Annotated in this window: 21 protein-coding genes; 9 read left to right on the top strand and 12 right to left on the bottom strand. The window is 55.9% G+C overall.

Annotated elements, in window-relative coordinates; all coding sequences use genetic code 11:
• Positions 1-367 precede the first annotated feature (367 nt).
• Genes lysC through LQ945_RS06795 form a run of 4 tightly spaced genes read right to left on the bottom strand, consistent with a single transcriptional unit; the run spans position 368 to position 1,619 of the window.
• Positions 368-538: a hypothetical protein gene (gene lysC, locus LQ945_RS06780; RefSeq protein ID WP_182824496.1), complete on the bottom strand. Its 171-nt coding sequence runs from the start codon at positions 536-538 to the stop codon at positions 368-370.
• Entirely contained in the window at positions 522-905 is a 384-nt protein-coding gene (locus LQ945_RS06785) for a DUF2570 family protein (protein WP_044552803.1), read from the bottom strand. Before LQ945_RS06785 ends, lysC begins: the two co-directional genes overlap by 17 nt.
• A complete protein-coding gene (locus LQ945_RS06790) occupies positions 902-1,303 on the bottom strand; it encodes a M15 family metallopeptidase (RefSeq protein ID WP_269936165.1) in 402 nt (133 codons plus the stop codon). Before LQ945_RS06790 ends, LQ945_RS06785 begins: the two co-directional genes overlap by 4 nt.
• On the bottom strand, positions 1,293-1,619 hold the full coding sequence (locus LQ945_RS06795; protein WP_044552806.1) for a phage holin, lambda family: 327 nt from the start codon (positions 1,617-1,619) through the stop codon (positions 1,293-1,295). The genes LQ945_RS06790 and LQ945_RS06795 overlap by 11 nt, the downstream gene beginning before the upstream one ends.
• 296 nt (positions 1,620-1,915) lie before the next feature.
• Here LQ945_RS06795 and LQ945_RS06800 point away from each other — a divergent pair, with 296 nt between their 5' ends.
• Positions 1,916-3,415 (top strand): glycosyl hydrolase family 18 protein, encoded by a 1,500-nt coding sequence (locus LQ945_RS06800; protein ID WP_270102559.1) that lies wholly within the window; start codon positions 1,916-1,918, stop codon positions 3,413-3,415.
• 96 nt (positions 3,416-3,511) lie between these two features.
• On the opposite strand, the gene LQ945_RS06805 is transcribed toward LQ945_RS06800, so the two are convergent.
• Positions 3,512-4,453: a LysR family transcriptional regulator gene (locus tag LQ945_RS06805; protein ID WP_182824414.1), complete on the bottom strand. Its 942-nt coding sequence runs from the start codon at positions 4,451-4,453 to the stop codon at positions 3,512-3,514.
• A gap of 405 nt (positions 4,454-4,858) precedes the next feature.
• Between LQ945_RS06805 and LQ945_RS06810 the strand changes: the two genes are divergently transcribed.
• The 5 genes from LQ945_RS06810 to LQ945_RS06830 all read left to right on the top strand — a co-directional run bounded on the left by LQ945_RS06810 (position 4,859) and on the right by LQ945_RS06830 (position 10,417).
• Positions 4,859-5,452, top strand: coding sequence for a lytic polysaccharide monooxygenase (locus LQ945_RS06810; RefSeq protein WP_262240850.1), 594 nt, complete (start codon positions 4,859-4,861; stop codon positions 5,450-5,452).
• A gap of 295 nt (positions 5,453-5,747) precedes the next feature.
• On the top strand, positions 5,748-6,698 hold the full coding sequence (gene tal / locus LQ945_RS06815) for a transaldolase (RefSeq protein ID WP_044552812.1): 951 nt from the start codon (positions 5,748-5,750) through the stop codon (positions 6,696-6,698).
• A 17-nt stretch (positions 6,699-6,715) separates the two neighbouring features.
• A complete protein-coding gene (tkt, locus tag LQ945_RS06820; RefSeq protein WP_270102560.1) occupies positions 6,716-8,710 on the top strand; it encodes a transketolase in 1,995 nt (664 codons plus the stop codon).
• A gap of 623 nt (positions 8,711-9,333) precedes the next feature.
• Positions 9,334-9,882, top strand: coding sequence for an urease accessory protein UreE (gene ureE / locus LQ945_RS06825; RefSeq protein ID WP_269935480.1), 549 nt, complete (start codon positions 9,334-9,336; stop codon positions 9,880-9,882).
• 112 nt (positions 9,883-9,994) lie between these two features.
• Positions 9,995-10,417: a helix-turn-helix domain-containing protein gene (locus tag LQ945_RS06830; RefSeq protein WP_044554683.1), complete on the top strand. Its 423-nt coding sequence runs from the start codon at positions 9,995-9,997 to the stop codon at positions 10,415-10,417.
• 48 nt (positions 10,418-10,465) lie between these two features.
• On the opposite strand, the gene nudK is transcribed toward LQ945_RS06830, so the two are convergent.
• The 6 genes from nudK to napF form a co-directional block, all read right to left on the bottom strand.
• Positions 10,466-11,041: a GDP-mannose pyrophosphatase NudK gene (gene nudK, locus LQ945_RS06835; protein WP_044554682.1), complete on the bottom strand. Its 576-nt coding sequence runs from the start codon at positions 11,039-11,041 to the stop codon at positions 10,466-10,468.
• Positions 11,042-11,171: 130 nt separating this feature from the next.
• Entirely contained in the window at positions 11,172-11,789 is a 618-nt protein-coding gene (gene napC, locus LQ945_RS06840) for a cytochrome c-type protein NapC (RefSeq protein ID WP_020828029.1), read from the bottom strand.
• Between the two features lie 11 nt (positions 11,790-11,800).
• A complete protein-coding gene (napB, locus tag LQ945_RS06845; protein ID WP_041414810.1) occupies positions 11,801-12,250 on the bottom strand; it encodes a nitrate reductase cytochrome c-type subunit in 450 nt (149 codons plus the stop codon).
• A 54-nt stretch (positions 12,251-12,304) separates the two neighbouring features.
• Entirely contained in the window at positions 12,305-14,791 is a 2,487-nt protein-coding gene (gene napA / locus LQ945_RS06850) for a nitrate reductase catalytic subunit NapA (RefSeq protein WP_270102561.1), read from the bottom strand.
• Positions 14,788-15,054 (bottom strand): chaperone NapD, encoded by a 267-nt coding sequence (napD, locus tag LQ945_RS06855; RefSeq protein WP_044554680.1) that lies wholly within the window; start codon positions 15,052-15,054, stop codon positions 14,788-14,790. Before napD ends, napA begins: the two co-directional genes overlap by 4 nt.
• Positions 15,044-15,544, bottom strand: coding sequence for a ferredoxin-type protein NapF (gene napF / locus LQ945_RS06860; RefSeq protein WP_270102562.1), 501 nt, complete (start codon positions 15,542-15,544; stop codon positions 15,044-15,046). Before napF ends, napD begins: the two co-directional genes overlap by 11 nt.
• Positions 15,545-15,946: 402 nt before the next feature.
• On the opposite strand from napF, the gene narQ reads away from it, so the two are divergent.
• Together narQ and narL are read left to right on the top strand one after the other, a co-directional pair.
• Positions 15,947-17,629 (top strand): nitrate/nitrite two-component system sensor histidine kinase NarQ, encoded by a 1,683-nt coding sequence (gene narQ / locus LQ945_RS06865; RefSeq protein ID WP_270102563.1) that lies wholly within the window; start codon positions 15,947-15,949, stop codon positions 17,627-17,629.
• Between the two features lie 161 nt (positions 17,630-17,790).
• Positions 17,791-18,423, top strand: coding sequence for a two-component system response regulator NarL (narL, locus tag LQ945_RS06870; RefSeq protein WP_044554677.1), 633 nt, complete (start codon positions 17,791-17,793; stop codon positions 18,421-18,423).
• Positions 18,424-18,449: 26 nt separating this feature from the next.
• On the opposite strand, the gene LQ945_RS06875 is transcribed toward narL, so the two are convergent.
• Positions 18,450-18,728, bottom strand: a complete 279-nt coding sequence (locus LQ945_RS06875; protein ID WP_269935476.1) for a winged helix-turn-helix domain-containing protein — start codon at positions 18,726-18,728, stop codon at positions 18,450-18,452.
• 280 nt (positions 18,729-19,008) lie between these two features.
• Between LQ945_RS06875 and acrD the strand changes: the two genes are divergently transcribed.
• A complete protein-coding gene (gene acrD, locus LQ945_RS06880) occupies positions 19,009-22,146 on the top strand; it encodes a multidrug efflux RND transporter permease AcrD (protein ID WP_044554676.1) in 3,138 nt (1,045 codons plus the stop codon).
• The last annotated feature ends 16 nt before the right edge of the window (positions 22,147-22,162 follow it).

The following is a 22,162-nucleotide window of genomic DNA, read 5'->3' on the forward strand; positions in this document are numbered from 1 at the left end:
ATTGTCCGTGGCGCCGTCGCAGACCCAAAAGCCCGTAATCAAGGCGGAGGGAGCAGAGCATAGCGGGCCTATGTTCAAACCCGACAACGCGGAGTACGGGCTTTTGGGGCGCGACCCGAAGGGCTGGGGCCATTTGAACGCGCATCTGTGTTACGAGTCGCTTATTTGGCCCACCAAACCTCACGACCCGCGCCTTGCTGCGCGTCCAAATGACCGCCAGCGGCGCTCACGTACAATGGCAGGGCACAGCCTTTAAGTATAGTGAGAGAAACGTCACAAACTTTGAAGCGGGCCATAACCTTGATCGAAATAGTTTTATAAAAGTAAAAAAAGAAGTACCACAGGACGAAGAAGAAAAACACTGCCGTCAGTGCGGCGGCAGTTTGGCGCGCCAGGCATTCAGCGTGGCCACACGGCCTGCGCAAATTTGTAACGAGGTTTGTAGCGCCAGGGTATAACTCAGCGCATCCCCCCAGGTATTGCCCGGCAGCTGCGGTTGTTCACAAGGGATAAACACCGTTTCAGGGGGTAACAGCACCACCGGTACTGCCGGCTGCGGCGGTTGGGCGCAGGAGCTCAATAACAGCGCCAGGCATAGGCTGCCCAGCGCAGGCGTCATTTTTAATCGCTTCACGGTATTTCCTCTGATAAACATCGCTTTGCTGCCGCAGCTGCTGCTCCTGCTGCTGTTGGGCTGCCATCAGCGCGCGATTCTGTGCATCCTGGGTTTGCAGCGTGGCAATCAACCCCGCTTGCTGCGCCAGGGTCTTTTGCTGCTCTCCCGCCTGCTGCCGCGCCAGCTCCAGCCGGTGCGACAACAGCGAGCTATAGCCGCCAAGGCAGATGGCTACCAACAACAGCAGCAGCAATCCGCCCTGCGCCAATCTGTTCAGCCAGCCGCTCATGCGGGGTAATCCCTGAAGGAAAGCTGGAAGTGCGGCCCGTCCTTCAGCGTCTTCCATTCCCCGCCCCACTCAACGGTAACCGCACACTCTCGCGCTGCGCGACGGACCGCCACCGCGATTTGCGCGTAGTAATCCCACTCCCAGGACACCACGCCCGCCGGCATGGCCACCACGTCCACCGCGTGGCCGGTCAAATGGCGGCTTTTCAGCGTCTGGCTTTGCCCACCGCGCACCAGGTCACGCTGACGCGCCATGCTGCGCCGCCCTTCGGTGATGGAAAAAGGCACCAGCGAATAATGCAGCGCCAGCCGCATCACCCGCACCAGATCCGGGTGGACGCCCAGTAAATTCGTCTCGCTGCGTGCGGTAAAACGAATGTCTTCAATTTCATTTATCATTTTTAAGCCCCGTTTTTTTGCCAATGAATCTTTTAATTAATGCGCTGATATAATCAGCCCCAAGGAAACCAATCAGTACGCTGGCAAGGTTCGCCCATTTTAATTCCAGTCCGGTCAGCGCCAGCGCATCGCGTACCGTCCAAGCCAATAATGCGCACATAGCTGCATTTAATAACCGCCGCCGCATACCGACATTGCGATACGCTCCGTGTAATAACGCCATGAGGCCTGCCAAAATGGCATTCATCACCGGCTGAAGATATTCACATGCTCGCTGGATAATTAAGCCAACAGCGTCTGGCTCTAAGCTGGACATAGCTACACTCCTATTTTATTTTAATTAAACGCCAATCACGGCCGGTGAAATATCGGTACCTTCAGAATCTAGTGAAGGATGCTATAACAAAGCAAATGAATAAATACAGCCTCTAAAGTCAAATTCATTCACGCTCAACCCTGACACAACAGCCGCCAATCAAATAACGGCATGGGTCGATAAAAAATTCATCTTTACTGTGATTTTTTTCGACTTCTCTTTCCTCGGGAAATAAACATTAATAGCGGCGGGAGATTCACTCTCAATGACAAAAACCTTAACTCTGGAGAAATACCATGTCAGAACGTAAAGCCGTTATTGGTTATTATTTCATTCCTACCAACCAAATTAATCACTATACCGAGTCCGATACTTCAATCGTACCTTTCCCGGTGTCCAATATTACACCGGCCAAGGCCAGGCAACTGACCCACATTAATTTCTCGTTCCTCGACATCAACAGCAATCTAGAGTGCGCCTGGGATCCGGAAACCAACGATGCCAAGGCGCGCGATGTGGTTAGCCGGTTGACTGCGCTGAAGGCGCATAACCCGAATCTGCGCATCATGTTCTCCATCGGCGGCTGGTATTACTCCAACGATCTGGGGGTGTCCCACGCCAACTATGTCAACGCGGTCAAAACCCCGGCGGCACGAACCAAATTTGCCCAATCCTGCGTCCGCATCATGAAAGACTATGGCTTTGACGGTGTAGACATTGACTGGGAATACCCGCAGAGCAGCGAGGTCGACGGTTTTGTCGCCGCGCTACAGGAAATCCGCACCCTGCTCAATCAGCAGACCCAGACCGACGGCCGCCAGGCGCTGCCTTATCAACTGACCATTGCCGGTGCCGGCGGCGCGTTCTTCCTGTCGCGTTACTACAGCAAGCTGCCGCAGATCGTCGCCTCACTCGATTACATTAACCTGATGACTTACGATCTGGCCGGTCCATGGGAGAAAATCACCAACCATCAGGCGGGGTTGTTTGGCGACAGCGCCGGACCAACCTTCTATAACGCGCTGCGTGAAGCCAATCTCGGCTGGAGTTGGGAAGAATTGACCCGCGCCTTCCCCAGCCCGTTCAGCCTGACGGTAGACGCCGCCGTACAGCAACATCTGATGCTGGAAGGCGTGCCGAGCAGCAAAATCGTCATGGGCGTGCCGTTCTATGGCCGGGCGTTCAAAGGCGTCAGCGCCACTAACGGCGGCCAGTACAGCAACCACAGCACGCCGGGGGAAGATCCCTTCCCTGGTACCGATTACTGGCTGGTCGGCTGCGAAGAGTGCGTCCGCGACAAGGATCCGCGCATCGCCTCTTACCGCCAACTGGAGCAAATGCTGTTGGGCAACTATGGCTATCAGCGCCTGTGGAACGATAAAACCAAAACGCCATACCTGTACCACGCGGCCAAGGGCCTGTTCGTCACCTATGACGACGCCGAAAGTTTCAAGTACAAGGCGAAGTACATCAAACAACAGCAGTTGGGCGGCGTGATGTTCTGGCACCTGGGTCAGGACAACCGCAATGGCGATCTGTTGGCCTCGCTGGACCGTTACTTCAACGCACCGGACTATGACGACAGCCAGTTGGATATGGGCACCGGCTTGCGCTATACCGGCGTCGGTCCAGGTAATCTGCCCGTCATGAGCGCCCCGGCCTACGTTGCCGGCACCACCTATAATCAGGGAGCACTGGTGTCCTATCAGGGCTATGTCTGGCAGGCCAAGTGGGGCTATATCACGTCCGTGCCAGGCTCCGATACCGCTTGGCTGAAAGTGGGTCGCGTGGCGTAACGGTAAGCGACGACATAAAAAAACCCCGTGGCTGATGGCGACGGGGTTTTTACTGTTTTAAAAGTTTAATTTTCGCATCCCTTCGTGGTCACTCCCTCAGTTGTTACACCAAGGATAACCCCCATCACGTATCACTTCCCGCCCCATCAGGCTGAAGACATCGCTCTTGCGCGTCAGCCGCTCATGCCACCAGCTAAAACCGGCCCCTTTGCTGGCCGGATGCCAGGCCAGCCAAATCATTTCATCGCCTTTTTGCATATCGACGGGCACCGTCACCAACTCGCCGCTGGCCAACTCTTTTTCTATCAGCGCCGGCGGCAAAAAGCCGTGCCCGATACCCCGCTTCAACAGCGCCAATTTGCTCTCGACGTCGCATACCATCAGTTGGCGCTGCAACGGCATGGCGCCGTGGTTACGCTTGGGCAGCTCGTGGCTACTGTCGGCAATGCCCACCACGATATCGTTCAAGCGCTGGTTTTTATCCACCGGCTTTTTCTGCGCCGCAAAGGGATGAGAAGGTGAAACGCACAGAACAAAATTCAGCTTGCCGAGCATCAGCGTCTTGGCCTGCACGCTGTCCGGGATCTGGCCGATGGCGATAATCAAATCCGCCCGGTTGTTCTTCAACGCATCCCAGGTGCCATTGAGCGCTTCACGCTGCACGGAAATGTTGGCGTTCGGGCTGTGCTGGATATAGTCGCGGATATCCTGGGTGAGCGTTTCCAGCGGAAAGAAATTATCAACCACGATGCGGATATTATTATCGAACTTTGGGATGTTTCTTACCCTACTCTCCAGATCCTGTACCGCATTTAAAATCCAGCTCCCTTCCTGCAGCAGGAATTCCCCTTCATCCGTCAGGGTAATCATCGGGCCATTACGATGAAAAAGTTTCACGCAGAGTTTACTTTCAATATTGGAAACCCGGTAAGATATCGCCGAAGGGGTTTTATGCAACGCCTCCGCCGCCATTGAGAATGAGCCGGTACTTTTGATGGTGCTGATTATTTTAATCGCATCCAGGGATAATCTAGTCATACAAATTCCTCTTTGACATAAAATAAGAAAAAAATGACACTAAATTCCCAAGTGGTTGGCGCGTAAAAGTCGTTCAAGTCACACAAGAGTAAGCAAAACCACAAGCAATATACTCTATATTGCAGCGCATCATCTGAAAGACTATTCATCAATACTTTAAATAAAATTCATCATGACGCCGTTTTTTTAGACAGTAGCGTTTAAATAAATTCAATCAAGAAATAAAAGACAATCATCATAATAATTTTAGTTAATAGCCTATAAAACATTCCACCCTGACAGCCGAGACTAAGGGTAAAAATAAAACAAGCCGCCGGGAATGATGTTTTTAATTTTTTAATAACCTCTCGTTTCGTCGGTGAAAATAATCCCAACTTACAATACAACTTCAGTCAGGAGTGACTTATGAACAATACTTCCCGTACCCTTATGTCTCTTGGCCTGCTGAGCGCCGCGCTGTTTGGCGTATCGCAACAGGCAGCCGCCCACGGCTACGTCGAAACACCGGCCAGCCGCTCTTATCAGTGCAAACTGCAGCTCAATACCCAATGCGGCAGCGTGCAATATGAGCCGCAGAGCGTTGAAGGGCTGAAAGGCTTCCCGCTGGCGGGCCCGGCTGATGGGCATATCGCCAGCGCCGACAAATCCACCTTCTTCGAACTGGATCAGCAAACGCCAACCCGTTGGAACAAGATCAATCTGCACACCGGCGCCAACTCCTTCACCTGGAGACTGACCGCCCGCCACAGCACCACCAGCTGGCGTTATTTCATTACCAAGCCGAACTGGGACGCGTCGCAGCCGCTGACCCGTGCGTCCTTTGACCTGACGCCGTTCTGTCAACAGAACGACGGTGGCGCCATTCCCGCCGCGCAGGTCACCCACCAGTGCAACATACCGGCAGACCGTAGCGGTTCGCACGTGATCCTCGCCGTGTGGGATGTAGCAGACACGACCAATGCCTTCTATCAGGCGATTGACGTTAACTTGACCAAATAATAAGGAAGGGAAATACCACAGGGTTCAGCCAGGTGCTGAACCCTTTTTTATTGCAAGTGCGCTATGCCACATCTTTTTCCCCTCGCTCAGCCCATACTGACAGCGCCTTCCCAGGTGCGGTAAGCGGCTGCAAAACCGCGCCCTGCCTGGCTCGTTTCGGGATCCATTGTTCTTATCCATCGCAACAATCAGAAAAAGCGCATTTTAATCATCGGACATCTGATGCAGTGTGTTCAGCCTACGATGAAAAACGTTCTCATTTCCCTACATTGACGTTTGGTCAAGGAGCTTATTAATGAACCAATTAGACGCACTCAAGCAGCTAACCACGGTGGTAGCCGACAGCGGCGATATCGAATCCATCCGCCAGTTCGAACCGCAAGACGCCACCACCAACCCTTCCCTGATCCTGAAAGCTGCTGCGCTGCCTCAATATAAGCCACTGATCCTCGAAGCCCTGAACTATGCCCGCCAGCAAGGCGGCAATAAAGAAACCCAGCTGATCAACGCCAGCGACAAACTGGCGGTCAACATCGGCGTCGAAATTCTCAAAAGCGTGCCGGGGCGCATTTCCACCGAAGTGGACGCCCGCCTGTCCTTCGACCGTGGCATGTGCGTAGCCAAGGCGCGCAAGCTGATCGGCCTGTATCAGGAACAAGGTATTGATAAATCGCGTATTCTGATCAAGCTGGCCTCCACCTGGGAAGGCATCAAAGCCGCCGAGGAACTGGAAAAAGAAGGCATCAACACCAACCTGACGCTGCTGTTCTCCTTCGCCCAGGCCCGCGCCTGTGCCGAAGCCGGCGTGTTCCTGATTTCCCCGTTCGTCGGCCGTATCTATGACTGGTATCAGGCCAAACAGCCTGCCGCAGACTATGACGCAGAGCAGGATCCGGGCGTGAAATCGGTGCGCAACATTTATGAATACTACAAGCAGCACCGCTATCAGACCGTGATCATGGGTGCCAGCTTCCGTAAGGTAGAGCAGATCCTGGCCCTGGCCGGTTGCGATCGTCTGACTATCGCGCCGAACCTGCTGGAACAGCTCAAACAAAGCGAGCAACCGGTAGAACGCAAACTGACGCCATCCACCGAAGCCTTCCACCAGCCTGCCCCGCTGGCCGAAGCCGAATTCCGTTGGCTGCATAATCAGGACGCCATGGCCGTTGAAAAACTGGCCGAAGGTATCCGCCTGTTCGCCGTTGACCAGCAAAAGCTGGAAGACATGCTGGTCGCTGAACTGTAATCACTCTGGAGTAAAACATGTCCTCTCGTAAAGAGCTTGCCAACGCCATCCGCGCACTCAGCATGGACGCCGTACAAAAAGCAAATTCCGGCCACCCGGGTGCACCTATGGGCATGGCGGACATCGCCGAAGTCCTGTGGCGTGACTACCTGAACCACAACCCGACCAACCCGCACTGGGCTGACCGTGACCGCTTCGTCCTCTCCAACGGCCATGGCTCCATGCTGATTTACAGCCTGTTGCACCTCACCGGCTACGACCTGCCGATGAGCGAGCTGGAAAACTTCCGCCAGCTGCACTCCAAAACTCCGGGTCACCCGGAATACGGCTACACCCCAGGCGTGGAAACCACCACCGGCCCGCTGGGTCAGGGCATCGCCAACGCCGTCGGCTTCGCCATTGCCGAACGTACCCTGGCCGCGCAGTTCAACCGCCCGGGCCATGACGTCGTTGACCACCACACCTATGCCTTTATGGGCGACGGCTGCATGATGGAAGGCATCTCTCACGAAGTCTGTTCCCTGGCCGGTACCCTCAAGCTTGGCAAACTGACCGCGTTCTACGATGACAACGGCATCTCCATCGACGGTCACGTGGAAGGCTGGTTCACCGACAACACCGCCGAGCGCTTTGAAGCTTACGGCTGGCACGTGGTGCGTCACGTGGACGGTCACAACCCTGACGCCATCAAGGCCGCGATTGAAGAAGCCCGCAAGGTCACCGACAAGCCGTCCCTGCTGATGTGCAAAACCGTGATTGGCTTCGGCTCCCCGAACAAGGCCGGTACCCACGATGTGCACGGTGCTGCGCTGGGCGCCGCCGAAGTGGCTGCCACCCGCGAAGCTCTGGGCTGGAAATACGCCGCCTTCGAAATCCCGCAGGACATCTATGCCCAGTGGGATGCCAAAGAAGCCGGCAAGGCGAAAGAAGCGGCCTGGAACGACAAGTTCGCTGCCTACGCCAAGGCCTTCCCGGAACTGGCTGCCGAGTTCAAACGCCGCATGAACGGCGAACTGCCGGCCAGCTGGAAAGCCGACGCCAAAGCCTTCGTCGAGCAGCTGCAGGCCAACCCGGCCAACATCGCCAGCCGCAAGGCCTCACAGAACGCGCTGGAAGCCTTCGGCAAGGTGCTGCCTGAGTTCCTCGGCGGCTCCGCTGACCTGGCGCCAAGCAACCTGACCATGTGGTCCGGCTCGAAAGCGCTGAACGTAGACCCGGCGGGTAACTACATCCACTACGGCGTGCGCGAGTTCGGCATGACCGCCATCACCAACGGCATCGCGCTGCACGGCGGCTTCCTGCCGTACTCCGCGACCTTCCTGATGTTCGTGGAATACGCCCGTAACGCGGTGCGCATGGCGGCGCTGATGAAAATCCGCAACGTGTTCGTCTACACCCATGACTCCATCGGTCTGGGCGAAGATGGCCCGACGCACCAGCCGGTTGAGCAGATTGCCAGCCTGCGCGTGACCCCGAACATGAGCACCTGGCGTCCGTGTGACCAGGTGGAATCGGCGATTGCCTGGCAGTACGGCATCGAGCGCAACGACGGCCCGACCACGCTGATTTTCTCGCGTCAGAACCTGACCCAGCAGCCGCGTACCGCGGAGCAGCTGGCCAACGTCTACCGCGGCGGCTACGTGCTGAAGGACTGTGCCGGTACGCCGGACGTCATCCTGATTGCCACCGGTTCGGAAGTGGGCATCACCGTGGAAGCGGCAGACAAGCTGAGCGCGGCGGGCACCCAGGTGCGCGTGGTGTCGATGCCGTCTACCGACGCCTTCGACAAGCAGGACGCGGCTTACCGTGAATCCGTGCTGCCGGCGGCGGTGACGGCCCGTGTGGCGGTGGAAGCGGGTATCGCGGACTACTGGTACAAGTACGTGGGCCTGAACGGGGCTATCGTGGGCATGACCACCTTTGGTGAGTCGGCACCGGCGGAGCAGCTGTTCAAAGAGTTCGGCTTCACCGTGGATAACGTGGTGGCCAAGGCGCAAGCACTGCTGAAATAAGGCATCTCGCGTCGCGTTACCCCAGCCCGGCACCTTGCCGGGCTTTTTCATTTGGGCAGCTGTTCGCTTTAAATTCTATATTCCACCACCCTCGATTGAGTTAACTACAATCGGGTAGCTTATACCTTTGTTTTATTTTAAACGGCGTCACCCCATCACAATGGCATAATTAAAACAAAATAACCTCCGCGATAGTTTATTAGGAAATTAGTTTCAGGGAGATTTATTGATTTTTAATGCTATTATTTTTATTGCAAAACGGAATATAGGTAAACATCTCATATAACCAATGAGTCTGTGCTTCTTAAGATAATTCGCATACATTTAAGCAACAAAATAAAAACACCGAATATAATCAATAATTTAAAAATAAATTCAGAATAATTCAATAGACAGTAACTATTGATAATTATTTTTCGATCGATAGCGCCGATAGATTTGACCGATCAAAAGATAAAAATTAATAGATTGAACGATACGATTATAGCGTGTAATTTTCATTCCTATTTTAAAACCGCAAAGGAATAAAATAAAAAAGCATAAGACAAAAATGTTTCCTTCCGCATTTAGAATCACCCGAGAAATGACATAGGGATATTTACATCCAACATGAGGGAGGCGTCATGATTATTATCAGTGAAACACTTGGAAACATAAATCAGAACAAAGAGTGGCAAGACAAGATCCGCGGAACCACGCCAGACTACCTTATTCTGGACGCGGCGCAGTTGGAAAAGGAATGTCATCAACAATCCACCCATGATGGGCTGAGGCTGGCCGTGTTTATGCCCCCCAACAGCGCGCTGGCGGACGGAGACATTTTAATCTGGGATGAAGAGACGAAAAACTCCGTTATCGTGAAGGTCATCTCGCACGACATTATGGTGATTAACCTGCAGCGCCTGCTTTGCGCCCATTCGGATGCCATCATTCACTATGCATTCAAACTGGGTTTGATTTTAGGGCAACATAAGCTGCACGCCATGATAAAGAACAACCTGGTTTACGTCCCGATCACCATCGCTACCAGCACGTTGGACACCCTGTTCAAAGAAAACAGTTTTCACTCCCTGTCCTACTGGTATGTCAGCGGCGCCGATATTTCATCCCTGTTAACCCCTAATGAAATCGATCTCCTGTTCGACGGCATCTTTCCCTGTCAGCCGGAATGATATCAGGAGCCCATCCCACACGCTGCCAGCGTTCTTTTTATAAATCAGAGGCCTTTCACCCACGTAACAAAGCATGCCCCCCAAAAAGCCGATGCAATAAAAGGAGTTTTCCATGGCAATTAATATGCAGATTTTTATTAATGACATGCTTAAATGGATAGAAAGCAATTTGGGCGCAGAGCTGGATATAGAGACGATTGCCAAGAAATCCGGCTACAGTCGATTTCACATTCAGCGGCTTTTCAAATTGCATGCCGGACTGACCATTGCCCAATATATCAGAATGCGACGAGTCACCGAGGCGGCGATCGCACTAAGATTCACCGACAGAAAAATCATGGATATCGCACTAGACTATGGCTTTGACTCTCAGCAGGTTTTTACCCGAATATTCAAGAAACAGCTAAAGACCACGCCAGGTGAGTTGAGGAGAAGCAAGCAATTAAACAATAAGCGGCTCTGTCATTCCTTGTACATGCCGACGATGCCACAAAAAATCCCGACGGGCCCGCCTAACGCCCACAAGCATGGCTAGCGAACCTGGGATCACCTCGCCGTTCGCCGGCGAGATGATCCATCGGCATCAGCCCATAATCCGATGAATTTGCAGGTACTGCAGCAGCATGATGGTCTTGCCGTCTTTAATACGGCCGTCGGCAATCATCGCCACCGCTTCGGTAAAGGGCAGTTCTACCACCTCAATATCTTCGTCTTCGATACCGCCGCCGGCCGCATTGCGCTCGTCGTCATGGTACTCGGCAATAAAGAAATGGACGATCTCGGTCACGCCGCCCGGCGACATATAGGCTTCGAAAATCTTCTTCACGTCACCGACCTGAAAACCGGTTTCTTCCACCGCTTCGCGACGCGCGCATTGCTCTGGAGAATCGGCATCCAACAAGCCGGCACAAGCCTCTAACAGCATGCCACTGTCGTTGCCATTCACGTAGGTCGGCATGCGGAACTGATTGGTCAGCACCACGGTCCCTTTGGCACGGTTGTACAGCAAAATGGTTGCGCCATTGCCACGATCGTAGACTTCGCGCATCTGCTGAACGGAGCCGCCATCCTTACGCTTCAGATCAAAAGTATATTTGTGCAGGACATACCAGTTATCCGAAAGCAGCTCTTTCTTCACATTCTCAATTTTCGCCGACATGAACCCTTCTTCTTTTCCGTTAGCTGAAACGCAAAAATGATACCGCGATTAAACGCCAAAGGGGCAATGGATTTGCAACAAAAAGCCCCGTGACTCATGGAGAGAAACGGGGCTTTTGGCCGCAAAGGGTTTAGAACCCGTTAGGAACGTCGCGCATGTCCGGCAGCTTGTGCGCAATCCCCTTGTGGCAATCGATACAGGTCTTGCCTTCCGTTACCGCCTTGTCGTGCATCTTCGCCGCCACGGTTTTCTGTGCGGTAAAGTCCATATATTCGAAGTTGTGACAGTTACGGCACTCCTGCGAATCGTTGGCCTTCATTCGCGCCCATTCGTTGCTCGCCATCGCCAGCCGATGCTGGTCAAACTTCTGCGGCGTGTCGATCAGGCCGAACGCCTTGGCGTACAGCTCCTTGCTGGCCTTTATCTTGCGCAGCATTTTCGGCGCCCATTCATGAGGCACATGGCAATCAGGACAGGTCGCACGCACGCCGCTGCGGTTGTTGTAATGAACCGTGCCCATGTACTCCTCGTAGACGTTTTCACGCATTTCATGGCAGCCGATACAGAACTGTTCGGTATTTGCCGCCTCCATGCCGGTATTGAAACCGCCCCAGAAGATAATCCCGGCGCCAAAGCCCAGCAACAGCAGCGTGCCCAACGCCAGGCGGCTCGGCCTGCGCCACCAGCGCCATAGCCGCAACAGCAGGCCGGGCTTTTTCTCAGTCGTGGTGTGTTTGCGTTCGCTCATAGCTCCCCCGCTTAGCGCCCAAAGCCCGGCATGGGCTGGAAGTCATTGCCGACAATCGGCGCCGCGTCGGTTTGCGGTACGTGGCACTGCAGGCAGAAGTAGCGACGCGGCGCGACATCGCTCAGCACCTTGCCGTCCCGATCCATAAAGTGCGTCGGGCTGATGCGTGGTGCGCCGGTGGTGCGGTAGTGCTCCACCCCGTGGCACTGCAGGCAACGGTTGGTGTTCTTGCTGATCTGGTAACCGTCAACGCTGTGCGGGATCATCGGCGGCTGATTGACGTAGTTCAGCGCCATACGTTCCTGCTGTTTCGGCATCGAAATCGGCCCGCCGACCGAGGCGGACACTTCCGGGGACTTGCTGAGATCAACATCACCCGCGGCAAACGCCAGACCGGCGAACGCCAGCGACAATAAGGTCACCCACAGGGCAAGCGTCTTTTTCATAACAGGGCTTTTCATTTTTATTTGGCTCCCGGGTAATAAAATGGGGTCTTCATTGGCCATGGGTCAGCCTCACACCTTCTGCAACTTCACGGCACATTTCTTGAAGTCGACTTCTTTAGAAAGCGGATCGGTGGCGTCCAGCGTCAGGTTGTTCACCAACTGTGCCGCATCGAAGAACGGCATGTACACCAGCCCTCTTGGCGGGCGGTTACGGCCGCGGGTTTCGACAGAGCTGAGCACTTCACCACGACGCGACAGCACCTTGACCTTGTCGCCACGTCGCAGGCCACGGCTTTTGGCATCGAGCGGATGGATGAACAGCACCGCCTGCGGGAAGGCGCGATGCAGTTCCGGTACCCGTCGGGTCATGGTGCCGGTGTGCCAATGTTCCAGCACCCGGCCAGTGGAAAGCCAAAGATCGTATTCGCCGTCCGGACTTTCCGCCGCCGGTTCAAACGGCAGCGCAAAGATCACCGCCTTGCCGTCAGGTTTACCGTAGAAACGCACCGCTTCGCCCGCTTTCACGTACGGATCCGTTCCTTCGCGGTAGCGCCACAGCGTTTCTTTGCCGTCCACCACCGGCCAACGCAGACCACGCGCCTGGTGGTAGCTGTCGAACGGCGCCAAATCGTGACCGTGACCACGCCCGAAACCGGCATATTCCTCAAACAGGCCTTTCTGCAGATAGAAACCGACTTCCCGCGCCTCATCGTTGAGCTGGTCCGCCGGGATTTCCGACAGTGGATACTTATTGACCTGGCCGTTGGCGAACAGCACGTCGTACAGCGTTTTACCGCGATACTCCGGTTTTTGCGCCAGCAGATCGGCCGGCCACACTTCCTCAACCTTGAAGCGTTTGGAGAACTCCACCAGTTGCCACAGATCGGATTTCGCCTCACCCGGCGCTTTCACCTGCTGGCGCCAGAACTGAGTACGACGCTCCGCATTACCATAGGCGCCCTCTTTCTCCACCCACATGGCGGTCGGCAGGATCAGATCGGCGGCCAACGCGCTGACGGTCGGGTAGGGATCGGACACCACCACAAAGTTGCGCGGATCGCGCCAGCCCGGCATCCTTTCTTCATTGATGTTCGGCCCGGCCTGCATGTTGTTGTTACACATCACCCAGTAAGCGTTCAGCTTGCCGTCTTTCAGCGCACGGTCTTGAGCCACCGCATGCAAACCGACTTTCGCCGGGATGGTGCCGGCCGGCAGTAGCCATTTCTGTTCGGCGATTTGGCGGTGCTTCTCGTTGGTGACCACCATGTCAGCCGGCAGACGGTGAGAGAAAGTCCCGACCTCACGCGCGGTACCGCACGCAGAAGGCTGGCCGGTCAGGGAGAACGGCCCGCAGCCGGGTTTGGAGATCTTGCCGGTCAGCAGATGCAGGTTGTAGCACAGGTTATTGGCCCACACGCCGCGCGTATGCTGGTTGAAGCCCATGGTCCAGTACGACACCACCTTGATGTTCGGGTCGGCATACAGCTTCGCCAGCGCTTCCAACTGGTCTTCCGGCACGCCGCTCATTTGGGCCGTTTTTTCCAGCGTGTATTCCGCCACGAAGGCTTTGTACTCTTCGAAACTCATCGGCTCGGAGGCATCTGAACCCGGGTTTTTCGCCTTTTTTTCCAGCGGGTGGGTCGGACGCAAGCCGTAGCCGATATCCGTCGCGCCGCGGCGGAAGTTGACGTGCCGATTCAGGAAGTCCTGATCCACCGCGTTGTTTTGAATGATGTAGTTGGCGATGTAGTTCATGATCGCCAAATCGGTCTGCGGCGTGAACACCATGCCGTTGTCCGCCAGCTCGAAGCTGCGGTGCTCGAAGGTGGACAACACCGAGACATTGACGTGCTCGTTGCTCAGGCGACGGTCGGTAATGCGCGACCACAGGATCGGGTGCATCTCGGCCATGTTGGAGCCCCACAGCACGAAGGCGTCCGCCTGCTCGATATCGTCATAGCACCCCATAGGTTCGTCCATGCCGAAAGTGCGCATAAAGCCCACCACCGCCGACGCCATGCAGTGGCGTGCGTTCGGATCCAGGTTATTGGAACGCAGCCCGGCCTTGAGCAGCTTGGCAGCGGCGTAGCCTTCCCACACCGTCCACTGGCCGGAACCAAACATGCCGACCGCTTCTGGGCCCTTCTCTTTCAAAGCCTGCTTGAACTTGTCGGCCATGACGTCGAAAGCCTGTTGCCAACTGATCGGGGTAAATTCGCCTTCCTTATGGTACTGGCCGTCTTTCATGCGCAGCAGCGGCTGAGTCAGTCGGTCTTTTCCGTACATGATTTTTGGCAGGAAATAGCCTTTGATGCAGCTCAACCCACGGTTGACCGCCGCGTCCGGATCGCCCTGCGAGGCAACGATACGGCCATTCTGAGTGCCGACCAGCACCCCGCAGCCGGTGCCGCAGAAACGGCAGGGAGCCTTGTCCCATTTAATAGCGTCAGCACTGCCCGCCACCGCCTGTGCCACCGTGGGAATAGTCAGCCCGGCGGCGGCCGCAGCGGCTACCGCGGCATTAGCTTTCATGAAGTCTCGACGACTGAGTTTCATGGCGTTACCTCACCTTGAGTGTCCTGCTGGTGATAAACCAGCGATACCGCCAGCACGCCTTCCAGATTGCGCACCGACTCAATTTTTTCCAGCAGCCCTTGCGAGCATGCCGCCTGCATCACTACCACCAGCTTGCCGTTCTGCTGATCCTGCGCCGGAATTTCCGTGTCAGCGATCGCCAGTAAGGCCGTGACGAGTTGGGGAAAGCTTTCCGGTCTCGCCTGCACGACCAGACCGCTGACATGCCATTCGCTATTCATCATTATTATTTTCGCTCTGGGTTAAGGTGACGGCACCGGTCGGGCAACCGGCGACGCAGGCGCCACAGCCGTTGCAGGCTGCCACATCCAGCATCGGCTGCGCCATTTCGCCTAAGCGGGGCCGAAAGCGGATCGCCTGGGGCTCGCAGTTGTCCTGACAGCTGCGGCACTCCACGCCCCGTTGTGCCAGGCAGGCAGTACCGAATACCGCATAGTGCCGCCAGGGGGTTTCCGTCAGTGGACGAAACACGGGTTCCGCGCAGGCCTGCGCACAACGCCCGCAAAACGTGCACTCCGCTCGTTGGAAATCGATTTCGGGAAAACCGCCGCTGCCGCTGATGAGCACCCCGGTGTCACAGGCGCGAACGCAGGCCTGACAGCGGGTGCAATCGGTAATAAAAAGGGATTGTTGCCGCGACCACGGGGGGCGGATCGCAGCGGTTGGCTGACGCCATTGTCCTCCGAGCAGTTTGCGTCGCGACAATATGGTCATGCTGGTTATCCTTGACATTGCAAACACGGCATCGCGTGTAAATAGAACCTGTTTTTGTATTGTTATTGTTGCTGCTGCGCCCAATGGGTTTCATCATGCTGACAGGTATAAACCCCTGAGAAAGACGGGGGTAAGATAAGGGGAGCGCGGGGGGTATATAATCCCCCTAAAGGGGTAAATACGGGGGTAGCTTGCGCCAGATCAATCTATTAATGGGGGCCGCGAGGTTTTCGCCGCCGATCTGCCGTCAAACGCTATCTAGCTGATTATATAACGTAGGCTGCTTACCGCTGCGGTGAACGACCTGGCGCACAATGCCGCGCATTTTAGTTGCAAAAGTTATAATTTTGCTTTCGAATGAAACCCGGCAATGCCCATTGCCTGTGAGAGAAGGATAGAGGATTGCTTGTTAAACGTTCAGTGACCAGCAGCCTGGCCAAGGCGCTGTTTTGCATTGTGATTCTGTCCGTGCTCTCTACCGGGTTGGCGCTGACTACCGTCGCGGACAGCCTGCGCGATGCCGAAGCGGTCAACATCGCCGGTTCACTGCGCATGCAGAGCTACCGGCTGGCCTATGATCTCACCCGCCCCGCCCCGGAGCTGGAACACCACCTGTTGCAGTATCAGGAGTCTCTGCAGGCCCCGGCATTGCAAAAGCTCGATCGTTTTTACGTGCCCGCGGACGTGCAGGAAAAATACCTGTCGCTGCAGCACGCCTGGCAACCGCTGGCACAGCAGATCCGGACCGGCCAATCGGCAGATTATCAGGCCAACGTTGCCGGCTATGTGAACCAGATTGACCATTTCGTGTTGGCGCTGCAGCGTTATTCCGAGCTGAAACTGACCATCGTCGCCACCATCAGCGTAGTAGGCTATATCGCCATCATCGGCCTGGTGCTGTTTTGCATCCGTTTTATGCGCCGACAGGTGGTGACGCCGCTCAAGCACCTGGTGGACGCCAGCCAGCGCGTGCAACAACGCGACTTTAACCATCCCCCGCTGGATACCGCACTGCCGAACGAACTGGGCGTGCTGTCGCAGGCCTTTACCGCCATGTCCGGAGACCTGGCCAAACTTTACCAGTCGCTGGAGCAGAAAGTGCAGGTGAAAACCCAGCGCCTGCAGCAGGCGAACAAGACGCTGGAGGTGCTGTACAGCTGCTCGCAGGCGCTGAGCGTGCGGCAGATAGATCAGCAGGCCTTCGAGAAAATCCTGCATATCGTGCGTCAAAGTGAAGATTTGCACTGCATCCGCTTAAAAGTGGCGGACAGCCTCAGCGAATGGCAGTTGCACAGTGGTCTGCCTTCGTCGACGCTGGACTGGCAATCGTTGACCATCATCCAGGGCGACAAACCGCTGGGGGAACTGAGCTGGCAATATCAGGAACACCCGCCGCACCCACACCTGATGCAGAGCGTGGCCAACATGCTGAGTCGTGGGGTTTATTTTAACCGCGCCCAGAAACAGCACATGCAGTTCTTGCTGATGGAAGAACGAGCCACCATCGCCCGGGAGCTGCACGACTCTCTGGCACAGGCCCTGTCGTTTTTACGCATTCAGCTCACCTTGCTCAAACGCACGCTGGCAGGCAGTGCTCCCGATGCGCAAGAGATTATCGCCGATTTTGATCGGGCCCTGGCCGATGCTTACCGCCAACTGCGAGAGCTGTTGACCACCTTCCGCCTGAATATTCAGGAGGCCGATTTGAACACTGCGCTGAACCAATTGTTGGCGCCATTAAAGGTTCTTACCGGCGCACGGATTCAGTTACACTGTCGGCTTTCTTCCCAGGCGCTCAATGCTCAGCAGCAGGTGCATGCGCTGCAAATTGTGCGTGAAGCTGTGCTCAATGCCATCAAACATGCCGATGCGCGGGAGATCGTGATTCGTTGTGAGGTCACGGCCGAGGGTGACAACAGGATCAGCATCGCTGACGATGGCTGTGGCATTGCCAGCCTGAATGAACCTGAAGGTCACTACGGGCTGACCATCATGAGCGAGCGCGCTGCGCGGCTGGGAGGAACGCTGCGCATCCAGCGGGGAGAGCCAGACGGCACGGAAGTCCGCCTGACGTTTCCGCCATAAAACCAGGACTGTTCACCCTTCGTTACGGTTTAGCGAAGCCCGAAGGTCATTTCAGGATGTTCGTGGCGCCAATTACCACTATTTTATAAGAGTCAGTCCCACTGTGAAGCGTGCTGGACAGCGCGTTTGAGTGGCTTTACTCGCTACAGGGAGCATATTTCATGGTGATGAAGAATTACCGAGTGATGATCGTCGACGACCACCCGCTGATGCGCCGAGGCATCAAGCAACTGCTGGGGCTGGATCCGCTGTTCAACGTGGTAGCCGAAGCCAGCAACGGCAACGAAGCCATCACTTTCGCGTTGCAGCAGACACCGGACGTGATCCTGCTCGATTTGAATATGAAAGGTTTGTCCGGTCTGGACACGCTGAAAGCGCTGCGCAATGAAGGCGTCGATGCTCGGATCATCGTGCTGACGGTATCAGACTCGCGCAACGACGTTTATGCGCTTATCGACGCCGGTGCCGACGGTTACCTGCTGAAAGACAGCGAACCGGAACAGCTGTTGGAACATATTCGCGCAGCCGCAGAAGGGCAAAACGTGATCAGCGATGCGGTAGCGGACTATCTGTTATCCCGCAGCGAACAACACAATCCCTTTGCCGAGCTGACCGAACGCGAGCTGGACGTATTGCAGGAAGTGGCGCGTGGCCTGTCGAATAAGCAGGTGGCGGCGCAACTGCACATTTCTGAAGAGACGGTGAAGGTGCACATCCGCAACATGCTGCGCAAACTGGACGTTCGTTCACGCGTGGCCGCGACGGTGATGTATCTGGAACACCGGAGTCAATAACGCTTCCCCGGCATGCCGGGGAGGGTTTATTCGATGGCGGCAAGCAGCGCCTGATGGTGCTGGTGAACCCAGCTCTTGTTGATCGGCCCCCAGCTTTCCAACTGGTAAAAACCGTCGTTATTGCGCACGCCCTGCTGAACAAACTGCAATGTCACTCCCAAGCCCGGCAAGGCTTTCAACACGTCTTGCAGGGTGCGACGCGGCCAGCCGGTCAATTCCATCAGCCGCGGGACGTTTGGCCGTTCGCTGTGGCTGATTAACCAGCACAGATAAAGACGACGGGCAAATACCGGGTTAATTTCCATGCCTTGCTCCTGCTCTAAAGTGAGTCCTGATGACTTTCCGGGAACCCCAGCGGTCAGGTCCTTGATTGCAATAAAATTGTCTTAATGACGTTTTTAACGGCAAGGATGGCAATATTGCGTGTTTCTCCTACCGTTATTTACATTATCTCCTTTTTTTCTCCACGCTTTACTCCCTCTTCCCGAGTAAAGTGCATAAGCGCCGGAATCCTTCCCAGCCGCTGATAAACGCAATTCAGATGCGTCTTAAAGATAGAACAAGTCACAACGAGGTTCGCGCTGCATGGCCAATTTTTTTATTGATCGCCCGATTTTCGCCTGGGTTCTGGCAATTATTCTTTGCCTGACCGGCGCCTTGGCGATTTTTTCATTACCGGTGGAACAGTACCCGAACCTCGCGCCGCCGAACGTTCGCATCAGCGCCAACTATCCTGGCGCCTCTGCGCAAACGCTGGAAAACACCGTCACCCAAATCATCGAACAGAACATGACCGGTCTGGACAACATGATGTATATGTCGTCGCAGAGCACCAATACCGGCCGGGCTACGGTGACGCTGACCTTTGAGGCCGGCACCGATCCCAACGAGGCGATGCAACAGGTGCAAAACCAGCTGCAGGCGGCCATCAAGCGGCTGCCTCAGGCGGTGCAGACTCAGGGCGTGACGGTGTCGAAATCCGGCGATACCACGCTGATGATGGTGGCCTTCGTCTCCACCGACGGCAGCATGGACAAGCAGGACATTGCCGATTACATCGTTTCCAACCTGCAGGATCCGCTCAGCCGTATCAACGGCGTGGGCAGCATGGACGTTTATGGCTCGCAATACGCCATGCGCATCTGGCTCGATCCCAACAAGCTCAACAGCTACCAGCTCACCACCCAGGATGTGGTCAGCGCGATCCAATCGCAGAATGCGCAGGTGGCCGTCGGTCAGCTCGGCGGCACGCCGTCCGTCGACAAGCAGGCGCTCAACGCCACCATTAACGCTCAGTCGCAGTTACAAACGCCGGAACAATTCAAACAAATCACCCTGCGGGTCAATCAGGACGGCTCACTGGTGACGCTGGGCGATGTTTCCACCATCGAACTGGGTGGCGAAAACTACGATTACCTCAGCCGCTATAACGGCATGCAGGCCGCCGGCATGAACATCAAGCTGGCGTCCGGGGCCAACGAGCTGCAAACCGATCAGTTGGTGAAAGACAAAATTGCCGAACTGTCGCAGTATTTCCCGCACGGGCTGGAGGCGAAAGTCGCCTATGAAACCACCCCGTTCGTTAAGGCCTCAATCAAAGACGTGGTGAAAACCCTGCTGGAAGCCATTGTCCTGGTGTTCCTGGTGATGTACCTGTTCCTGCAGAATTTCCGCGCCACGCTAATCCCTACCATCGCCGTGCCGGTGGTGCTGATGGGCACCTTTGCCATCCTTTCCGCCTGCGGATTCAGTATCAACACCCTGACCATGTTCGCCATGGTGCTGGCCATCGGGCTGCTGGTGGATGACGCCATCGTGGTGGTAGAAAACGTTGAACGCGTGATGAGCGAAGAAGGCTTGCCACCCCGGGAAGCTACGCGCAAATCCATGGGCCAAATCCAGAGTGCGCTGGTCGGTATCGCCATGGTGCTGTCGGCGGTGTTTATCCCGATGGCGTTCTTCGGCGGCACTACCGGCGCCATTTACCGCCAGTTCTCCATCACCATCGTTTCCGCCATGGTGCTGTCGGTGCTGGTGGCGATGATCCTGACCCCTGCCCTGTGCGCCACCCTGCTCAAACCCATTGCCAAAGGCCACCATCACGGCAAGCGTGGCTTCTTCGGCTGGTTCAACCGCATGTTCAACCGCAACGCCGACCGCTACGAACGTGGCGTGGCGCGGGTGCTCCATTCCAGCCTGCGTTATATGCTGATTTACGTGTTGCTGCTCGGCGGGATGGCGCTGCTGTTCATCAAGCTGCCGACCTCCTTCCTGCCTCAGGAGGATCGTGGGGTGTTCACCGTTCAGGTGCAGCTGCCGCCAGGATCGACCCTGCAGCAAACCACCAAGGTCGTGGAAAAGGTGGAAAACTATTTCCTGACCCAAGAAAAAGAAGATGTGCTGTCGGTGTTCTCCACTATCGGTGCGGGGCCGGGCGGTAACGGACAGAACGTGGCGCGCATGTTTATTCGTTTGAAAGACTGGGATCTGCGCACCTCCGGCGCCAACAGCTCTTTCGATATCATCGATCGCGCGACTCAGGAGTTTAATAAGATTAACGAGGCTCGGGTGATCGCCAGCAGCCCGCCGGCCATCACCGGCCTGGGCAACTCATCCGGTTTCGATATGGAACTGGAAGACCACGCCGGGCTGGGCCACGACAAACTGATGGCGGCACGCGATCAACTGCTGAAACTGGCGGACGCCAATCCGCTGCTGGCCCGGGTGCGCCACAATGGCCTGGACGACAGCCCGCAGTTGCAAATCGATATCGACCAACGCAAGGCGCAGGCGCTGGGTGTCTCTATCGATGACATCAACAACACCCTGTCGACCGCCTGGGGTTCCACCTACGTCAACGACTTCGTCGATCGCGGCCGGGTGAAGAAGGTGTATGTGCAGGCCGCCGCACCGTTCCGCATGCTGCCCGGCGACATCGACAAATGGTATGTACGTAACAGCGCAGGCGGCATGGTACCGTTCACCGCCTTTGCCACCTCGCATTGGGAATACGGCTCACCGCGCCTTGAACGCTATAACGGCAGCTCAGCGCTGGAGATTGTCGGCGAAGCGGCTGAGGGCGTCAGCAGCGGCACCGCGATGGCGGAAATGGAGAAAATCGTCAGCCAGTTACCGACCGGATTCGGCCTGGAGTGGACCGCCATGTCCTATCAGGAACGCCTTTCCGGTTCACAAGCGCCGGCGCTGTACGCTATCTCGCTGTTGGTGGTGTTCCTGTGCCTGGCGGCGCTTTATGAAAGCTGGTCGATTCCGTTCTCGGTGATGCTGGTGGTGCCGCTCGGCCTGATTGGTGCCGTTGCCGCCACCTGGATGCGCGGGCTGGAGAATGACGTTTACTTCCAGGTGGGGATGCTGACCATCATCGGGCTGTCGGCGAAGAACGCCATTCTGATCGTCGAATTCGCCAACGAGTTGAACCAAAAAGGGCAGGATTTGATGTCCGCCACGCTGGATGCCTCACGCATGCGTTTGCGGCCGATTCTGATGACTTCGCTGGCCTTTATCTTCGGCGTATTGCCGATGACCATCAGCAGTGGCGCCGGCTCCGGTAGCCAGCACGCGGTGGGCACCGGGGTGATGGGAGGGATGATTTCCGCCACCCTGCTGGCAATCTTCTTCGTGCCGTTGTTCTTCGTGCTGGTGCGCCGCCGGTTCCCAGGCAAGCAACCCCTGGCCGCCGAAACGGAAGATGCCGGGAAATAACGGGCATAAAAAAGCA

Source organism: Serratia liquefaciens, from assembly GCF_027594825.1.
GTDB lineage: Bacteria > Pseudomonadota > Gammaproteobacteria > Enterobacterales > Enterobacteriaceae > Serratia > Serratia liquefaciens_A.